The organism is Pseudodesulfovibrio hydrargyri (assembly GCF_001874525.1).
Lineage (GTDB): Bacteria > Desulfobacterota > Desulfovibrionia > Desulfovibrionales > Desulfovibrionaceae > Pseudodesulfovibrio > Pseudodesulfovibrio hydrargyri.
The window spans coordinates 585,520-601,392 of record NZ_LKAQ01000004.1 but is presented as its reverse complement, the minus strand read 5'-3'; the positions used below and the strand labels follow the sequence as shown (position 1 = coordinate 601,392).

At 64.5% G+C, this 15,873-nt stretch carries 16 protein-coding genes; 7 read left to right on the top strand and 9 right to left on the bottom strand.

Annotated features, from left to right (window positions below; all coding sequences use genetic code 11):
• Nucleotides 1-172 precede the first annotated feature (172 nt).
• The 7 genes from BerOc1_RS07260 to hflK all read right to left on the bottom strand — a co-directional run bounded on the left by BerOc1_RS07260 (nt 173) and on the right by hflK (nt 7,156).
• A complete protein-coding gene (locus tag BerOc1_RS07260) occupies nt 173-1,573 on the bottom strand; it encodes a sensor histidine kinase (RefSeq protein WP_071545053.1) in 1,401 nt (466 codons plus the stop codon).
• A gap of 216 nt (nt 1,574-1,789) precedes the next feature.
• The gene (locus tag BerOc1_RS07255; RefSeq protein ID WP_071545052.1) at nt 1,790-1,990 is read right to left on the bottom strand and encodes a hypothetical protein; all 201 of its coding nucleotides are present in this window, start codon (nt 1,988-1,990) and stop codon (nt 1,790-1,792) included.
• A 144-nt stretch (nt 1,991-2,134) separates the two neighbouring features.
• Entirely contained in the window at nt 2,135-3,187 is a 1,053-nt protein-coding gene (locus BerOc1_RS07250) for a hypothetical protein (protein WP_071545051.1), read from the bottom strand.
• The gene (gene panB, locus BerOc1_RS07245; RefSeq protein WP_071545050.1) at nt 3,188-4,075 is read right to left on the bottom strand and encodes a 3-methyl-2-oxobutanoate hydroxymethyltransferase; all 888 of its coding nucleotides are present in this window, start codon (nt 4,073-4,075) and stop codon (nt 3,188-3,190) included.
• A gap of 148 nt (nt 4,076-4,223) precedes the next feature.
• Nucleotides 4,224-4,946, bottom strand: coding sequence for a LexA family transcriptional regulator (locus tag BerOc1_RS07240; RefSeq protein WP_071545049.1), 723 nt, complete (start codon nt 4,944-4,946; stop codon nt 4,224-4,226).
• 278 nt (nt 4,947-5,224) lie between these two features.
• Nucleotides 5,225-6,073 (bottom strand): protease modulator HflC, encoded by an 849-nt coding sequence (hflC, locus tag BerOc1_RS07235; RefSeq protein WP_071545048.1) that lies wholly within the window; start codon nt 6,071-6,073, stop codon nt 5,225-5,227.
• 12 nt (nt 6,074-6,085) lie between these two features.
• Nucleotides 6,086-7,156: an FtsH protease activity modulator HflK gene (gene hflK / locus BerOc1_RS07230; protein WP_071545047.1), complete on the bottom strand. Its 1,071-nt coding sequence runs from the start codon at nt 7,154-7,156 to the stop codon at nt 6,086-6,088.
• A gap of 169 nt (nt 7,157-7,325) precedes the next feature.
• On the opposite strand from hflK, the gene BerOc1_RS07225 reads away from it, so the two are divergent.
• Genes BerOc1_RS07225 through BerOc1_RS07215 form a run of 3 tightly spaced genes read left to right on the top strand, consistent with a single transcriptional unit; the run spans nt 7,326 to nt 9,522 of the window.
• Complete coding sequence (locus BerOc1_RS07225; protein WP_242652909.1) at nt 7,326-7,736, top strand: YkgJ family cysteine cluster protein; 411 nt, start codon at nt 7,326-7,328, stop codon at nt 7,734-7,736.
• Nucleotides 7,733-8,821, top strand: coding sequence for an efflux RND transporter periplasmic adaptor subunit (locus tag BerOc1_RS07220; RefSeq protein ID WP_071545045.1), 1,089 nt, complete (start codon nt 7,733-7,735; stop codon nt 8,819-8,821). Before BerOc1_RS07225 ends, BerOc1_RS07220 begins: the two co-directional genes overlap by 4 nt.
• Nucleotides 8,821-9,522 carry an ABC transporter ATP-binding protein gene (locus BerOc1_RS07215; protein WP_071545044.1) on the top strand — a complete coding sequence of 234 codons (702 nt, stop codon included), beginning with the start codon at nt 8,821-8,823 and terminating at the stop codon, nt 9,520-9,522. Before BerOc1_RS07220 ends, BerOc1_RS07215 begins: the two co-directional genes overlap by 1 nt.
• 73 nt (nt 9,523-9,595) lie before the next feature.
• Here BerOc1_RS07215 and BerOc1_RS19270 read toward each other — a convergent pair whose 3' ends face one another.
• The gene (locus BerOc1_RS19270) at nt 9,596-11,506 is read right to left on the bottom strand and encodes a methyl-accepting chemotaxis protein (protein WP_071545043.1); all 1,911 of its coding nucleotides are present in this window, start codon (nt 11,504-11,506) and stop codon (nt 9,596-9,598) included.
• A 305-nt stretch (nt 11,507-11,811) separates the two neighbouring features.
• Between BerOc1_RS19270 and BerOc1_RS07205 the strand changes: the two genes are divergently transcribed.
• The 3 genes from BerOc1_RS07205 (at nt 11,812) to rnhA (ending at nt 14,219) form a co-directional block, all read left to right on the top strand.
• A complete protein-coding gene (locus BerOc1_RS07205) occupies nt 11,812-13,041 on the top strand; it encodes an ABC transporter permease (RefSeq protein WP_071545042.1) in 1,230 nt (409 codons plus the stop codon).
• 183 nt (nt 13,042-13,224) lie between these two features.
• Nucleotides 13,225-13,731, top strand: coding sequence for a hypothetical protein (locus tag BerOc1_RS07200; protein WP_071545041.1), 507 nt, complete (start codon nt 13,225-13,227; stop codon nt 13,729-13,731).
• Between the two features lie 20 nt (nt 13,732-13,751).
• Nucleotides 13,752-14,219 carry a ribonuclease HI gene (rnhA, locus tag BerOc1_RS07195; RefSeq protein ID WP_207503319.1) on the top strand — a complete coding sequence of 156 codons (468 nt, stop codon included), beginning with the start codon at nt 13,752-13,754 and terminating at the stop codon, nt 14,217-14,219.
• 610 nt (nt 14,220-14,829) lie between these two features.
• On the opposite strand, the gene BerOc1_RS07190 is transcribed toward rnhA, so the two are convergent.
• On the bottom strand, nt 14,830-15,315 hold the full coding sequence (locus tag BerOc1_RS07190; RefSeq protein ID WP_071545040.1) for a CinA family protein: 486 nt from the start codon (nt 15,313-15,315) through the stop codon (nt 14,830-14,832).
• A gap of 87 nt (nt 15,316-15,402) precedes the next feature.
• On the opposite strand from BerOc1_RS07190, the gene BerOc1_RS07185 reads away from it, so the two are divergent.
• Nucleotides 15,403-15,825 (top strand): hypothetical protein, encoded by a 423-nt coding sequence (locus BerOc1_RS07185; protein WP_071545039.1) that lies wholly within the window; start codon nt 15,403-15,405, stop codon nt 15,823-15,825.
• Nucleotides 15,826-15,873 lie beyond the last annotated feature (48 nt).

The following is a 15,873-nucleotide window of genomic DNA, read 5'->3' as shown; positions in this document are numbered from 1 at the left end:
GCGCGCTCCGGTTGAGAAAGGGAAAATCGAACCGCGATTGGACAGGCAAGCCGCCGGATTGTCAAGCCGGGCGCGTCCTCATCCCATGTCTTCTCCCCATGGCCCGAACAGAGGCTTGGGAGAGTGGGCCGGCTGTGCATTTTTCGAGGGGCCGTTATCGCAAGCCGGCGTCTTATGCCTGCTCGAACGGTAGTACGAAGGAGAATTCGTTCCCTTCTTCGGTGGGAGCGTAGGAGACGCGGCCGTTGTGCAGCTCGACCACCTGGCGGACGAAGTAGAGGCCCCGGCCGGTGCCCGCCTTGTGGGCGACGTTGTCGGCGCGGAAGCCGGGCTTGAATACGTCCATGGGCTCGTCCAGGTCCAGGGGGACGCCCGAGGAGGTCACCCACACGCGGATGCCGGGCCTGCCCGGCCCGAAGAAGTCGGCCATGACCTTCCAGCCGTAGGTCACGCACTTCTCCTCTCCGCCCTCCCCGTCGGGCGCGGGCTCGGTGTACTTGAGGGCGTTGGACAGGAGGTTGTCCAGGACCTGGGATATGAGGCCCCGGTCCAGGACCAGGCGGATGACCTGGTTCTCGGTGCATTCGCCGATCAGGATGAGCTGGATGCCGTTTTCCTCGAACCGGTGGCGGAACCGCTCCACGACCGGGGCGACCACCGCGGTGGGCAGGTTCACGTCCCGCTTTTCGAGCACGTAGCGGCCCTCCTCGAAGTGCCGCCGCCTGAGCAGGGTCTCCAGGAACATGGAGGTGGACTCGTAGTGGGAGTATATCTCCTGGTACTGGGCCTCGATGCCCCCGGCGATCTCGGCCAGCCGGTTGCCCTCTCCCACGAGTTCCGGGGTCGCGTCCTCGTTGACCTTGGCCAGGATGGATGAGGTGGACAGATGCAGTTGTTCGATCTTGCGCCTGAGCCGGTTGAAATAGAGCTTGTAGTACATGTTGGGGACGATGACGTTGTGCCCGATGTCCTGGACCATGGACTTGATGAAGGCGATGTGCTCCCGGTTGCGGGCGCGGATGATCCGGTGGTGGAGCTGGTAGCCCACGCGGTTGACGTATTTTTCGAGGAAGAGCCGGGCATGGCCCGGCAGGCCGGAGCAGGGGTGCATGACGAAGCTGCCCAGGACGTTGTGGGGCGGTTCGAAGGAGAGCATGTCGTTGTAGTCCGGGTTGCCCCGGATGGGGATGTGCATGTACTCGCCCCGGATGGTCAGCCGTTCGTTCATGAACTCGCTCCACGGCAGGGTGGTGTCCTTGTCGCATTTGCCCGTGGAGCAGGCGGCCAGGGAGAAGGTCTCCTCGTCCTCGAGGATGTACATGACCGATTCCAGGCCGAACAGGGCCTGCGGGATGGCCATGCAGACCGTGTAGAACATCTCGCGCCCGCGCAGCTCCTGGGAGAGCTCGAAGAAGATGTTCAGGGCCAGGAGCTGCCGTCGGGAGAAGTCGTACCCGTCGTAGTCCAGGAACTTGGCCTCGATGCGCTCGACGATGAAGGCCATGCGCTCGTCGTCGGTCAGGTCGAGCAGGCTGTCGTTCGAGAGATCGTGGTCCTTGTCGAGGTCGTTCATGTGCGCACGTCCGGGCCGTTTGTAGGATGGCGATTTGGCATATACATACGCCGTCGGACCGATTCTGACAAGGAAATGCCCGAATCGGCTTGGTGGTTGCGGGACGGCAGGAAAGGCGAAAGGGCCGCTTGCGCGGCCCTTTCAGAGGTTAGAGGTCTGCTTTTGAGGAGGGGTTTTGAGGTTAGAAACTGCTTTTCAAGGGAGGTATGGTATATGCTAAAAGGCCCGGTCCTTGCGCCGTTTCACCCGGACGGGATGGGGGGATGACGTCCGGACGGGCACGGGGACCCTGGCCGTAAAGCCGAAATCTTCCCCGTCTTCCCGGACGCCGTGGTCGGCGTCCGGGTCGGTGAGGAGGGGCCGCCGCAACAACACGGCGACCAGGATGATGAGAGTGACGGTAACTGCATCAATCATGACTTGCTTTAAGCACAGGGTGTGCCAAAGAACAGAAATCAATTATTACAGTAAGTTAATAGTTCGTTGCATGTTCAACATTTGTGCAATGTGACGTCTATTGCACATATTTTTGTGCACAGTTGCACAAGTCGAGGGGGGGGGTCAGTTCATGGCCAGGGCGTAGACCGCGCCCACCAGGGCGATGGTCAGGCTGCGCGAGACTTGGTTGTAGAGAATGAGCTTGAAGGCCATGCGCGGCCGGAAGATGCCCGCGTAGTAGGGGAACTGGTGGCGAAAGGCGCGCACCGGGGAGGAGAGCACGTTGCCGAGCATGAGCGCCAGGATGACCTGCACCTGGGTCAGGCTGGTGTCGGCGATGAGCGCGCTGGCCACGGCCAGCCCGGCGGTGAACTCGGCGGCCATGTGGAAGGCCACGATGGACAGGGCCTCGGGCGGCAGGAAGGTGAACAGCGGCACACCGCCCGCCATGGCCGACTGGATCCAGGCGAACAGGCCGAGCTGCTTGAGCACGAAGAACAGGGTGTAGACGGGGCAGGTCACGTAGAGGATCTTGGGCAGCCTCTTTATGAACCGTTTCCAGGCCAGTCTGAGGGCTCGGCCCAGGTTGGCCGCGAGCCTGCGCCGGACGATGAGGATGACCGGGCCGGGCCGCCGCTTGAGCCGTCGCCAGGTGATCCGCACCCTGGGCCTGTCCCCTTCCATCTCGGCCAAACGGCAGGGCAGGCATCCGGGCGGCAGGGGCGGGAGCAGGAATTTGCCCGCGAAGACGATGCCCATGGTCCGCAGGACGGAGGCCAGGGCGGTCAGTCCCACGTAGGTGTAGGCCGCCGAGCCGATGAACGGGCTGGCGATGAAGAAGATGGTCGGCAGGTGCAGGAAATAGGTGGGCAGGGAATTGAACAGGTTGGACAGGACCAGCTCCCGGTCCGACAGCTCGCCCTTTTCGTGGGCCTCGGCCAGCATGGTGTTGGCCGTCAGCCCGGAGAAGAAGGCCATGGTGAAGCTGGCCGCCGAGATGTCCTTGAGCCGGGCGCGCCGGGCCAGGGGATCGGCCAGCTTGGCCGCGTATCGGGTCCAGCGCAGGGACTCGATGAGGATGCCGACCATCAGGGCCACGGAGATGAAGAAGGTCAGCCTGATGAGCGGCCAGAACAGGCCGTTCCAGAGGACCGGCCAGGAGAGGTCGAGATGCATCTACTTCTTCTTGGGTTTGACCTTGATCCTGCGGACCTGGGCCAGCTCGGCTTCGGGCATGTAGAAGGTGTTCTTGTCGCCCGGGAAGGTGGTCTTGCGCACCTCGGCGCAGTAGAGCTCCACGGCCTGGCGCGAGGCCTCGCCCAGTTCGGCGAAGCGGCGCACGAACTTGGGCGTGAAGCGGTCGAACAGGCCGAGGGCGTCGTGGTAGACCAGGACCTGGCCGTCGGTCACGTTGCCCGCGCCGATGCCGATGGTCGGGATATTCACGGCCTCGGTGATGAGCTGGGCGGTCTCCACCGGGATGGCCTCCAGGACCACGGAAAACGCGCCCGCCTCCTCCACGGCCTGGGCATCCTCGATGAGCTGGCGGGTGGCCTCGGCGGATTTGCCCTGGGCCTTGAACCCGCCGAACTTGGCCACGTGCTGCGGGGTCAGCCCCAGGTGGGCCATGACCGGCACGCCGGCCTCGGCCAGGGCGGTGATCTGCGGGACCACGGGCCGGCCGCCCTCGAGCTTGACCGCCCTGGCCCCGCCCTCGCTCATGAGCCGGTGGGCTGTATCCAGGGCGCGGTCCACGGTGGCGAAGGACATGAACGGCATGTCGCTCACGAGCAGGGCGCGCTTGACGCCCTGAGCCGTGGCCCTGGTGTGGTGGACCATCTCGTCCACGGTCACGGACAGGGTGTCCGGACGGCCGAGCACGACCATGGCTAACGAGTCGCCCACCAGGACGAGGTCCACGCCCGCCCGGTCCGCGATGAGCCCGGACGAGTAGTCGTAGGCGGTCAGGCAGCAGATCTTGCCGCCTCCCTTCATGGCCTGGATGTCGGGCGCGGTGACGGGCTTGGCCTGGGACTCCGGGGTGGTCTTGTTGGTAGTGGTCATGGCCCGGAGAGTAGGGCCGTGGGCGGGCCCAAGTCAAGGATTCTTGCTCCGGGGCGGGATAGCGGCGCGAACGAGGTGAAAAAAAGGGCCGTCCGGCATGCGGACGGCCCTCTTGTGCGTTTCGGCGTCGACCGAAACCCGGTGCGCCCTACATGGGGGCGAGGTTCTGCAGAACCCAGATGACGCGGCCCACGGTGCGGTCGTTCATCTCTTCGGCCGGAATGGTCAGGTCGGAGTACTGGTCGTTGTCCGCCTTGAGCAGGAAGGTGTCTCCCTGGTGGAAGACCCGGCGGATGGTCAGACCCTGGTGCGGGAAGTGGACCGCGCACAGGTCGCCGTCCGGGTGCTCGCTCTGGTCGCGGTCGATGCCGACGAAGGCGCCGCGCGTGATGACCGGGTCCATGCTCGCGGAGTCGACCTTGACCACCAGCAGCTTGGGCCGGCAGAAGGACTCGGGCACGGACAGCTCTTCGATGGACTTGGGCTCCCACTGGGCGGCGTCCTTGTCCGCGCCGGCCATGGTGGAGACCGGCACGAGGCGGCCGCGCGAGTTCATGCGGCCGTAAGGGGCCGGGGTCTCGCGCAACAGGGTGTCGGCCGGGACCTTGGCCTTGTCGGCGTTGATATACACGGGCTCCACGCCTTCGGACAGCCAGTCCGGGTCCAGGCCGTGGCTGCGGTACAGTTTCAAGAACCAGTCAGCGGGGATAGAGCATCTGCGCTTGGCGTCCGAAATACTCGATTGACGGACATCGAGCACCTCGGCCAGTTGGACCTGGGTGCGGGCTCCGGTCGCCTTTTTGATGCGTTCAAGTGCTTCCTCGAACCACTTGAGCTGCGCTTCGTCACATCTCCGTTTCTTCTTGGGCATAGTCGCTCCTTAACGAGTGATGGCGGCATATCGGGGACCAGTCCTCATAATCGGAATATTGAAATCCCTGTATGTGCGCCATTATATTTTTCAAGGGGGGATACTCCCCCGAACCGAACGACGGAATCCGTCGTTTTTTCAATGCCGGGAAAATCTCCTGGCGACTTTGGGAGAATCTCCCGATAATGTCAATGATATCGTTTAAGGTTTTTTTTAGCAAAAGAAAAAGGATGTGGCCCTTATGTGACCACATCCTCATTCGAGGTACGGGCGTTTTTCTACTGAAGGTGTTTCAGGAAGGGACTCTTTGGCGTCAGTATGAACCGGGTATTCTTCTCGAAACCGCTCTTATAGGCGTCCAGGCTCCGGGTGAAATCGTAGAACTCGGGACTTTGCCCCAGAGATTCGGCGTAGACCTTCGTGGCCTGGGCGTCGCCCTCGCCTCGGATGATCTCGGCCTGCTTGCGCGCGTCGGCCAGAATGATGGCCCGCTCCTTGTCGGCATTGGCCTTGATCTTGGCCGAGGCCTCCTGGCCTTCGGAACGGTACTGCTTGGCCTGGCGTTCGCGCTCGGCCTTCATGCGTCCGTAGATGGACCGGGCGTTCTCGGCGGGCAGGTCCGTGCGCTTGATGCGCACGTCGATGACCTCGATGCCGTAGGGCAGGAGCAGTTCCTTGGAGCGCGAGGTGACCGCGTCCATGATCTCCTGGCGCTTGTGCGAGACCACCTCGATCAGGGTGTAGCGGCCCAGGGCCACCCGCAGCTGCGAGCGGACGATGTCGTCCAGCCGGGCGCGCGCGCCCTGGATGGTGCGCACCTTGGTGTAGAAGGTCAGGGGGTCGGTGATCCGCCACTTGGTGTAGGAGTCCACGTTCATGTACTTCTTGTCCGTGGTGGTGATCTCCTCGGGCTTGGCGTCGAAGTCCAGGATGCGGGCGTCGAAGAAGACCACGTTCTGGATCAGGGGCAGCTTGAAGTGCAGGCCCGGTCCGAGCTGGCCGGTCACCGGGCGGCCGAGCTGGATGACGATGGCCTGCTGGGTCTGGTCCACGGTGAAGGCCGCGGAGGTCAGGACAAAGGCGCCCAGGATGATGAGCACGCTTATGATGATGGTCGTTTTTTTCATGTCATGTCCCCCTTAGTTCGCTTCCTTGGGAGCGGCCCGGCGGAGCTGCTTGTCCAGGGGGAGGTAGGGCACGGATTGCTTCAGGGCGTCGTCGGACATGATCAGCTTCTCCGCGTCGGGATTGGAAAGGATGGACTCCATGGTCTCCAGGTAGAGGCGCTCGCGGGTGATGTCCTTGGCCTTGTCGTACTCCTTGAGCACGGCCAGGAACCGGGCGGCGTCGCCCTCGGCCCCGCGAATCTTGGTCTCCTTGTAGGCCTGGGCCGCGTTGGTGATCTGGGCCGCCTCGCCGCGCGCCTTGGGCAGGATGTCGCGCTGGTAGGCCTCGGCCTCGTTGATGTAGCGGCTCTTGTCCTCGCGGGCGCTCGCCACGTCCTTGAAGGCCTCGATGACCTCGTCCGGCGGATGCACGTTCTGCATCTGCACGGCCACCACGGACAGCCCGCTGTGGTAGTTGTCCAGGATGCGCTGCATCAGTTCGCGGGTCTGGACCTGGATCTCCTGCTTGCCGGTGGTCAGGGCGTCGTCGATCTTGCCGTTGCCGATGACTTCGCGCATGGCCGCCTCGCCCGCGTGGGCCAGGGTCTGTTCCGGGTCGTTGACGTTGAACAGATAGTTCTCGGCGTCCTTGATCATGTACTGGACGATGAACTGGACCGAGACGATGTTCTCGTCCCCGGTGAGCATCAGGGATTCCTCCTTGACCTCGCGGCTGACCCCCTGCTGGAAGCTCTGGGTGACGGGTCTGCCCACGGACCGGAAGCCGAATTCCACGCGCCGGATCTGGGTCACCTTGGGGGTGAGCGCGCTTTCCACCGGATAGGGAATGTGGTAGTTCGGACCCGCCGTGGTGATGCGGTTGAACTTGCCGAACTGCTTGACCACGCCGACCTCGTCGGGCTCGACGATGTAGAACCCGCTGGCGATCCAGAGGAGGACGAGGAGAGGAATGACGAGCTTCCAGCCGGGCAGCTTGAACTTCTTCAGTTTCTCGAGCTGGTCCTGGAAATCGTCGAAGCCCGGCGGCTTGCCGCCGGGGCGCCCCTGTTGCTGCTTTTGTAATTTGTCCCAATCCCAATTCATAATGAACAGAAGTAGGCATATTGCCGGGACAGGTCAAGAAAAGCCGGAGGAAAAACCATGAACGCGACCGCATTGGGCATAATTCGGAGGCGGCAGGCATGGCCGGGATCGATTCCTGACCGGTCTCTTCCGGCGGCTGCGGTCCCGCGTCCTGCGCCGCGAGGTGGAGGTGGTCGGCCGGTGCAACCGCTGCGGCGGCTGTTGCCGGTCCATCAATCTGCTGGGCCGGGGGCGCTGGCTGCGCCGCGCGGCCCGGTACGAAAGGATGGTGGCCGAGGCCCCGGAGTTCGCCCGCTTCCGCCCGGCCGGGCGCGGCGACCAGGGGTTTCTGCTCTTCGACTGCGCCCTGCTCGGGGACGACCATCTGTGCACCGCCCACGACACCCGGCCCGCTTTATGTAGAAATTATCCGTCCAAGTCGTTATATTACAGGGGCGGCCGTCTTCCGGACGACTGCGGCTACGCCTTCAGGGCCGCGACCTTCCGCGACGTGCTGTTCGGCCGCAAGCCGCGCAAACCCGCCGATTTCTCCGCCGTCCTGCGGCGGGAAATCCAACAGGACAAAGACACGCAGACATGAAAAAGCTCATATTCATCCTCATCGCCGCGCTCCTGACCGGGGGCGGCGTCTGGTACTTCACCGCGGGCCAGTCCAGGGACCGGATCAAGGTCCTCAAGACCGCGAAGGTCACGCGGGGCAGCGTGTCCAAGGTCCTGGAGGCCACCGGCATCGTCAAGGCCCAGGTGGGGGCCCAGGTCAAGATCGGGGCCCAGGCCACCGGCGTGCTCGAGTCCGTGCCGGTCAAGGTCGGCGATCACGTCAGGAAGGGCGACCTGATCGCCAAGATCGACGCCCGCGAGCTCAGGGCGCGCATAGCCGAGGCCAAGGCCAACCTCGACCTGGCCCAGGCCAAGCTCGAATACATGGAGAAGAACCTGCCCCGCAAGCGCACCCTGGTCCAGAAACGGCTCGAGGCCCAGGACTCCCTGGACGTGGCCACCCAGGACGCGGAGATGGCCCGCTTCAGCGTGGCCGCGGCCAAGGCCTTTCTCGACACCCTCAGGGTCCAGCTTTCCTACACCAGCATCTATTCGCCCATCGACGGCGTGGTCAGCCAGGTGGCCGCCCAGGAGGGCGAGACTATCGTCTCCGGTCTGTCCGTGTCCAACCTGATCACCGTGCTCAACCCCGAGAAGCTCGAGATGTGGATATACGTGGACGAGACCGACGTGGGACGCGTCAAGCCCGGCCTGCCCGTGCGCTACACCGTGGACGCCTACCGCGACAAGGTCTTCGAGGGTCTGGTCGACCGCATCTATCCAGAGCCGGAAATCCGCGACAACATCGTCTACTACCGTACCCTGGTGAAGGTCACCCTCGCGCAGGCCGACTTCCTGCGCCCCGAGATGACCACCCAGTGTAAGATCGTCGTCCAGACCAAGGACGACGTGCTGACCGTGCCCAACAACGCGCTCAAGTGGGTCAGGGACCGCCAGGTCTGCTTCCGCGTGACCGACCCGGAAAAGCAGCCCGAGGAGGTCACCCCCGAACTCGGCCTGACCGGCCTGGAGCGCTCCGAGGTCCTCAAGGGGTTGTCCGAGGGCGACGTGGTCGCCACCCAACTGGTCCTGCCCGGGGCCAAGGTCGGCAAGAAGGGGCTGTGATGACGCAGCCGGCCATCTCGCTCAAGGACATCACCAAGACCTTTCTCCAGGGCAAGGGCGACGAGTCCGATCCCGGGATCAAGGTCCTCAAGGGCATCACCCTGGACGTGGCCCAGGGCGAGTTCATCGCCCTGCAGGGCACGTCCGGATCGGGCAAGTCCACCCTGTTGCACATCATCGGCCTGCTCGACCGGCCCACCGCGGGCGTCTACAGCCTGCTCGGCCGCGACGCCTCCAACCTGGACGACGACCAGCAGTCCGATCTGCGCAACCGCGCGCTGGGCTTCGTGTTCCAGTCCTTCTATCTGATCTCCTACGCCACGGCCCTGGAAAACGTCATCCTGCCCGGTCTCTACTCCGGCAGGCCGCGCGCCGAACTGACCGCCCGCGCGGAGAACCTCATGGAGCGCGTCGGCCTGGCCGACCGCATGCACTTCAAGCCTTCGCGCCTGTCCGGCGGCCAGCAGCAGCGCGTGGCCATGGCCCGCGCCCTGCTCAACGACCCGCGGATCCTGCTGGCCGACGAGCCCACCGGCCAGCTCGACTCACACACCTCGGGCGAGATCATGAAACTGTTCCACGACGTGCACCGGGCCGGGCAGACCATCGTCCTGGTCACCCACGACGAGGACGTGGCCCGCGAGGCCGATCGGATCATCCGCCTGCACGACGGACGCATCGCCGAGGATGTGAAGGCCTAGGGAGAGACTGCACGGCCTGTCGGCCGCGCGAAGGGAAACGCCCCGCTCCGGCTGCCGGAGCGGGGCGTTCCTTTTAGAACCGTTCGAAGTCGTCCTCCCCGCCACCGTCGGCGGGCAGGGCGGGGTGTGGCGCCCGGGCAGCGGTCGTCACGGAGTTATGCCGGGCGAAGACCGCGTCCTCGCGCAACCTGAAGAATCCGACAGCCTGGCGCAGGGACTCGGACTGCCCGGCCAACTCCTCGCTGGTCCCGGCGATCTCCTCCGAGGCCGAGGCGTTGGTCTGGATGATCCCGTCCAGCTGCTGGATGGCGTCGTTGATCTGCGCCGCGCCCGCGTTCTGCTCGTTGCTCGCGGCCGCGATCTCCTGGACCAGTTCGGCGGTGTGGTTGATGTCGGGCAGGATCTTTTCGAGCAGGCCGCCCGCCTTTTCCGCCACCTGCACACTGTTGGCCGACAGCTCGCTGATCTCGGCCGCGGCCAGGCCGCTGCGTTCGGCCAGCTTGCGGACCTCGGCCGCGACCACGGCGAACCCCTTGCCGTGCTCCCCGGCACGGGCCGCCTCGATGGCCGCGTTCAGGGCCAGCAGGTTGGTCTGCCGCGCGATTTCCTCGATGATCGATATCTTGTCCGCGATCTCGCGCATGGCCGACACGGTCTGGCTCACGGCCTCGCCGCCGGTGGCCGCGTCCTGGGCCGCCTGCCGGGCTATGGTCCGGGTCTGGTCGGCGTTCTCCGCGTTGCGGCTGATGGAGGCGGTCATCTGCTCCATGCTCGAGGAGACCTCCTCCACGCTGGCGGCCTGGGTGGTGGCCCCGTCCGACACGGCCTGGGACGAGGACGCCAGTTCCTCGCTGCCCGCGGCGATCTCTTCCGTGGCCCCCCGGATGGACGAGATCGTCCGCATGAGGTTGTCGACCATCCCCTGGAGCGCCCTGGCCAGTTCGCCGATCTCATCCTCCTTGCCGAGGAACCGTTCGGGCACGTCCACGTCCAGGGAGCCGCCGGCTATGGCCGAGGATATCGTGACCGCATCCCGCATGGCCGTCACGATCTTCCTGACCACCCAGAAGATCACCAGGGCCACGGCCAGGATGGTGACCAGGGAGCCGACGATGGAGAAATTGCGCATGCTGCCCAGGGGGGACAGCAGCTCGCTCAGCGGGGCGGTGACCAGGATGTGCCAGCCCGCGCGCTCCACATAGCCGTAGGCCATGGCCTTCCACTCCTTCTGCACGGGGTAGTAATACTTATGGGTCCCGATCTTGTTGGTCAGAATTTGCTCGCTGAATTTGATGGTGGAGATGTTTCCCTTGAACACCCGGTCCGGGTTGGCGTGGCCGATGACCGTCCCGTTGCGGTCCGTGATGAAGGCGTAGCCGCTCGAACCGATCTTGATCGGGGCCAGTATCTCTTTGTAGATGACGTCGAACTTGATGACCTTGAGCAGTACGCCGAGCACCTTGCCGGAGGCGTCCCGGATCGGAGCGGAGATCGTCATCACCGGCAGGCCGGTGCGCTCGGATTTGACCGGCGAACCGATAAAGGTCTCGCCGCGCATGGAGGCCTGGAAATAGCCCTGGCCCGCCATGTTGCCGATCTGTTTGCCTTCCGCGGACTCCGAACCGGCGACAATGGCGCCCTTGGCGTCGGCGATGCCCAGGCTTTCCAGTTCAGGATAGCCCTTCTTGACGTTGAGGGCGAAGGCGACGACCTCTTTGTGCGCCGCCCCGTCCCCTTCCAGGGCCCGGGCGAACATGGGCTCCTTGCTCCACAGGTCCAGCTCGTCGGTTTGGGAGGTCAGCCACAGGTCCATGGCCCTGACCGCCGCGTCGCGGTCCCTGGTGGTCGAGGAGATGATTTCCGCCTCCAGGATTTCGGAGGATTCCACAAAGCTGAATCCCTGGAGCAGGGCGATGCCGAGGATGACGACGCCGAGGATGGGAAGCAGCAACTGGCCTGTGAGTCTGAGTCTGGGTATTTTCATAGTGGTCTCTCTGTTTGGCTGAGTGAACGTTGACACTTGCCACTATCGCATGGGCTCAAAAACATTCCATTATAAATAACAGTATTCGTAATAGTGGAACTTGGCGGACAAAGTGCCCAGGGCGGAACGCAATCCGGCGTGGCGCACCGCCCGGCTCCTGTGCTAGGGTGGCCCCAGGCGGCGCGGACAAACAAAAAGGGCGGCCGCCGGGGTATCGGCATGATCGAACAGACAGACGGATCGAAATATTCCCCCCTCGCGGAGCGCGGCAGCCGGCCGCTTCCCGGAGCCGGGCCGGCGGGCGCATGATACGGACCGTATCCCGGGTGGCGGGCATGGGGTTGGAGGCCGTCTGGGCCTTCAAGCTGCGTTCCATCTTCGTGGTCCTGGGCGTGGCCTTCGGCATCGCCTCCCTGACCCTGATCATCACGGCCGTGGACGGGGCCAACCGCATGGCCGTGGACATGGTCGACATGTTCGGGCCGGACGCGGCCCTGGTCTTCGGCGGCAACTTCCAGAAACGGGCCGTGGGCATGCGCACCCTGACGCTCAGCCGCGAGGACGCCGCGCGCATCCAGGATTCCCTGCCCGGCGCGTACCAGGTGCTGCCCATGCGGGCCAAGTACGGACAGACGGTCCGGGCGGGCAACCGCACTTACCACGACGTGGTCATCGTGGGCACCACCGAGGGCTATTCCAAGGCCTGGAACTGGCCGCTCAGCGAGGGACGCGACCTGTCGGCCGAGGACGAGCGCATCGGGGCCAAGGTCGCCCTGCTGGGCGAAACACCGTCCCGCGAACTGTTCGGCGGCGAGTCGCCCGTGGGCCGGGTCCTGTACATCTCGGGCATCCCGTTCCAGGTGGTGGGCAAGCTCTCCTACCGGGGCGTGACCTCGGGCGGGGGCGGCGACGTGGACAACCGGATCATCATTCCCCTGTCCACCCTGGTCCAGCGCTACAACATGGATCGCAAATACTTCCGCGCCCTGCGCGTCAAGTTCGTGGAGCCGGACTACATGCCCGCGCACACCGAGAACCTGCGCTCCCTGCTCCGGCACCTGCACCACCTCGCGCCCGAGGAGGACGACGACTTCTCCATCGTCACCGCCGATGAGATCCTCAAGTTCCTGGCGTTCTTCAAGGGCGGTCTGACCGTCTTCCTGGGCGTGACCGCGGGCATCGCCGTGCTCGTGGGCGGATTCGTGCTGGCCAACCTGTTCTCCATCTCGGTCTCGGAGCGGGCCGAGGAGATCGGCCTGAAAAAGGCCATGGGCGCGCGCAATTCGGCCATCATGCTCCAGTTCCTGGTCGAGGCCTGCGCCCTGACCATGCTCGGCGGGGTGCTCGGCCTGTTCCTCGGCCTGGGGCTGGGCCAGTTCCTGTCGCGCCTCGACATCCTGACCATCCAGTTCTCCTGGAAGGCGTTCTTCATGGCCCTGGCCGGGTCCCAGGCCGTGGGGCTGGTCTTCGGCCTCAAGCCCGCCCGCCAGGCCGCCTCCCTGGACCCCATCCAGGCCCTGCGCGGCGAGGGCTAGGCCGCCGATACAGGCCCGATTGCCGCGTTGCCGCAAACGGTTCAAACCCTCCGTACGCCGGGTACGCTTCGGCCTGGAACCGTTTTTGCGCCTTGCACTCGAAGCTGGCTCGACGGCCTTGGGGAAAAGAGGCAAGCCTCCTTCGCCCTTGCCTGAAATCCCTCAGCACGATAGAAAGCGGAAATGCGCCGCATCAACATCCCCCGAGTGCACGGTTCCACGCCCAGGGAAAAGGTCATCCGTTCCCTGGCGCTCCTCCTGGTCTTCGCCGCCGTCATCTGGGCGTTCATGAAGAACAACGAGCACGTGGTCCAGGTCCTTAACCAGAAGAGCGCCGTGTACGACGAGACCGGCACCCTGACTCAGGACCAGAAGAAGATGATCGTCTCCTTCACCCAGGCCCTGCGCGAAAAATGGGGGCTCAACTGCAAGATCCAGATCTACGGCGGCGACTTCGTGGTCCCGGAACTGGACGACAAGACCCTGTACATCGGCCTGGCTCCGGCCATCGACGCGGCCGAGCTGCGCTTCCCGCCGCTCATGCGCTCCGCGCTCGGCCCGGAATTCATCGATTCCCTCAAGACCACCTTCCTGCTCCCGGCCTTCAAGGACGGCGACTGGCCCCTGGCCGTCCAGGAGGTCCTGGTGGAAATCCTCAAGAAACTCGATTCATTGAACCAAGGAGAATAAGCGTGAGTGATCGCGTGACCATGTATACGGACGGTTCCTGCCTCGGCAACCCCGGCCCGGGCGGCTACGGCGCGGTCCTCATCTTCGGCGAATACAAGGGCGAGTCCGCCGACAACTACAAGGAACTCGCCCAGGGCTACAAGCGGACCACCAACAACCGCATGGAGCTGCTCGCCGTCATCGTCGGCCTGTCCGCCCTGACCCGGCCCTGCACCGTGGATCTCTGGACCGACTCCAAATACGTCCAGCAGGCCATCACCCAGCGCTGGCTCAAGAACTGGCAGCGCAACGGCTGGAAAACAGCGGCCAAGAAACCGGTCAAGAACCAGGACCTCTGGCGCCGCCTCATGCCGCTGATCGAGGAGCACGACGTTTCCTTCCACTGGGTCAAGGGGCACGCCGGGCACCTGCTCAACGAACGCGTCGACGACCTGGCCCGGGGCGCGGCCTCCGGGCGCGACCTGCTCGTGGACGAGGGCATGGAGTAGGGGAATGCCTCCGGCGGGCCCTCGCCGGGCGGGCGTCTCCGACGGCTTAAGAACCTTTTGGGAAAAAGGTTCTTAAGACTCTCCCAAACTTTTTGTGTGCCTTCGGCAGAGGCGTACGAGCGCGTGAAACGGTCTGTTTCGCGTGAGGGGTGGAGTGTGCGCGGTCAGGTGGTGTCCCGCATGGTTCGGGACGGTTGCCCAACGCCGCAGGCGAGATGGCGGATCACGGCTAATCGACTTGGCGGCGTTATCCTACGTCGGCTAGAAAAGTGGTTTTATCGCTTACCGCCTTCACCCAAAAACAACCCGCGATTTCGGATAGAAAAACGGCGTGCTCCTTCTCGCGAAGAAGCACGCCGTTCATCCGTTTTTCTGTCCGAAATCGCCAACCGGCACGGCGGAAGGCGTTCTTTTGCCAGCCTTCCGCGTCCGCACCTCCGAGCGTAGCGAGGCTACGGGATTCTTAAGGCCCTCGGCCTTAAGCGGGGACGCGTCGGGTCTTAGGCCGAGCTTGCTCGGTCTTAGAGCCGTCGACAGCAGCGATAGGGCAGCGCCCTGGCCACCCCGAAGGGGCCGCCGGAGGCATCCCCTAAGCCTTCCCACGGTCGCCCTACTTGGTCACGCCCAATAATCCGTTGATGGCGGCCATGACGGTCTGGCTTTTCACCTGGTCCCGGGTGCCCTGAAAATTGTACCGCTTGGCGCGGGAGCCGCCGGGCCAGGCCCAGGCGATCCAGACGGTGCCGACCGGTTTTTCGGGCGTGCCGCCCGAGGGGCCGGCGATGCCGGAGACGGCCACGGACACGTCCGCGCCGATGGTTTCGAGCACGCCCCGGGCCATGGCCAGGACGACCGGTTCGGAGACCGCGCCGTGCTGTTCCAGGGTTTCGTCGGGCACGCCGAGGAGCTTGTTCTTGACCGCGTTGGAGTAGGCGACCACAGACCCGGCGAACCATTCGGAGCTGCCGGGGGTGTCGGTCAGGGTGCTGGCGAGCAGGCCGCCGGTGCAGGATTCGGCGGTTGCCAGGAAGTGTTTTTGGACGCGCAGGCATTCGCCCACTTCGGCCACGGCCCGCGAGATGAGATAGGTATCCATGTTGTTCCTCCGTCCATAGGTTCTACAAAAACCCGTAATGGGTTGCAATGACGGCGAAGTCGTTTGTATGGTCGGACCGGAGGGAGCATGGTCGTCACGCCTTCGTCATTGTTCGCGCTCGCGGTGTTGAGACACCGGCAGCCGTGGAACTGGAGCCTGCATTGCGCGGCCCTGGTCCTGTTTTGCCTGACGCTGCTGTCGCACAGCTATCTGATGCTGGCCGCTTCGCTGATCCTGCTGGGGGTCGGTTTTTTCGAATTGAGGCTGGACGAGCCGCCGGAGAATCGGTGGTTTCGGTTCGCGCGCCGGGGCGTGGAGTGGGAGAAGGACTGGTCGGCCGCGCCGTGGAACCGGGTGAAGTGGGCGCGGCTGCTGTTCGCGCTGCTGGTGGCCGGGGGCGCGGTCTGGGCGCTGTGGGTCCGGGAGCTGGCCGCGCTGATGCTGCTGGCCGGTTTCGCGGTCCTGGCCCGGGTGGTCCGGCAGAACCGGGAGAAAGGCATCGACCCGTGAGAGGGGAGGTGGACAGGATGCCGGACGAGACCTATTATCATAAGACGG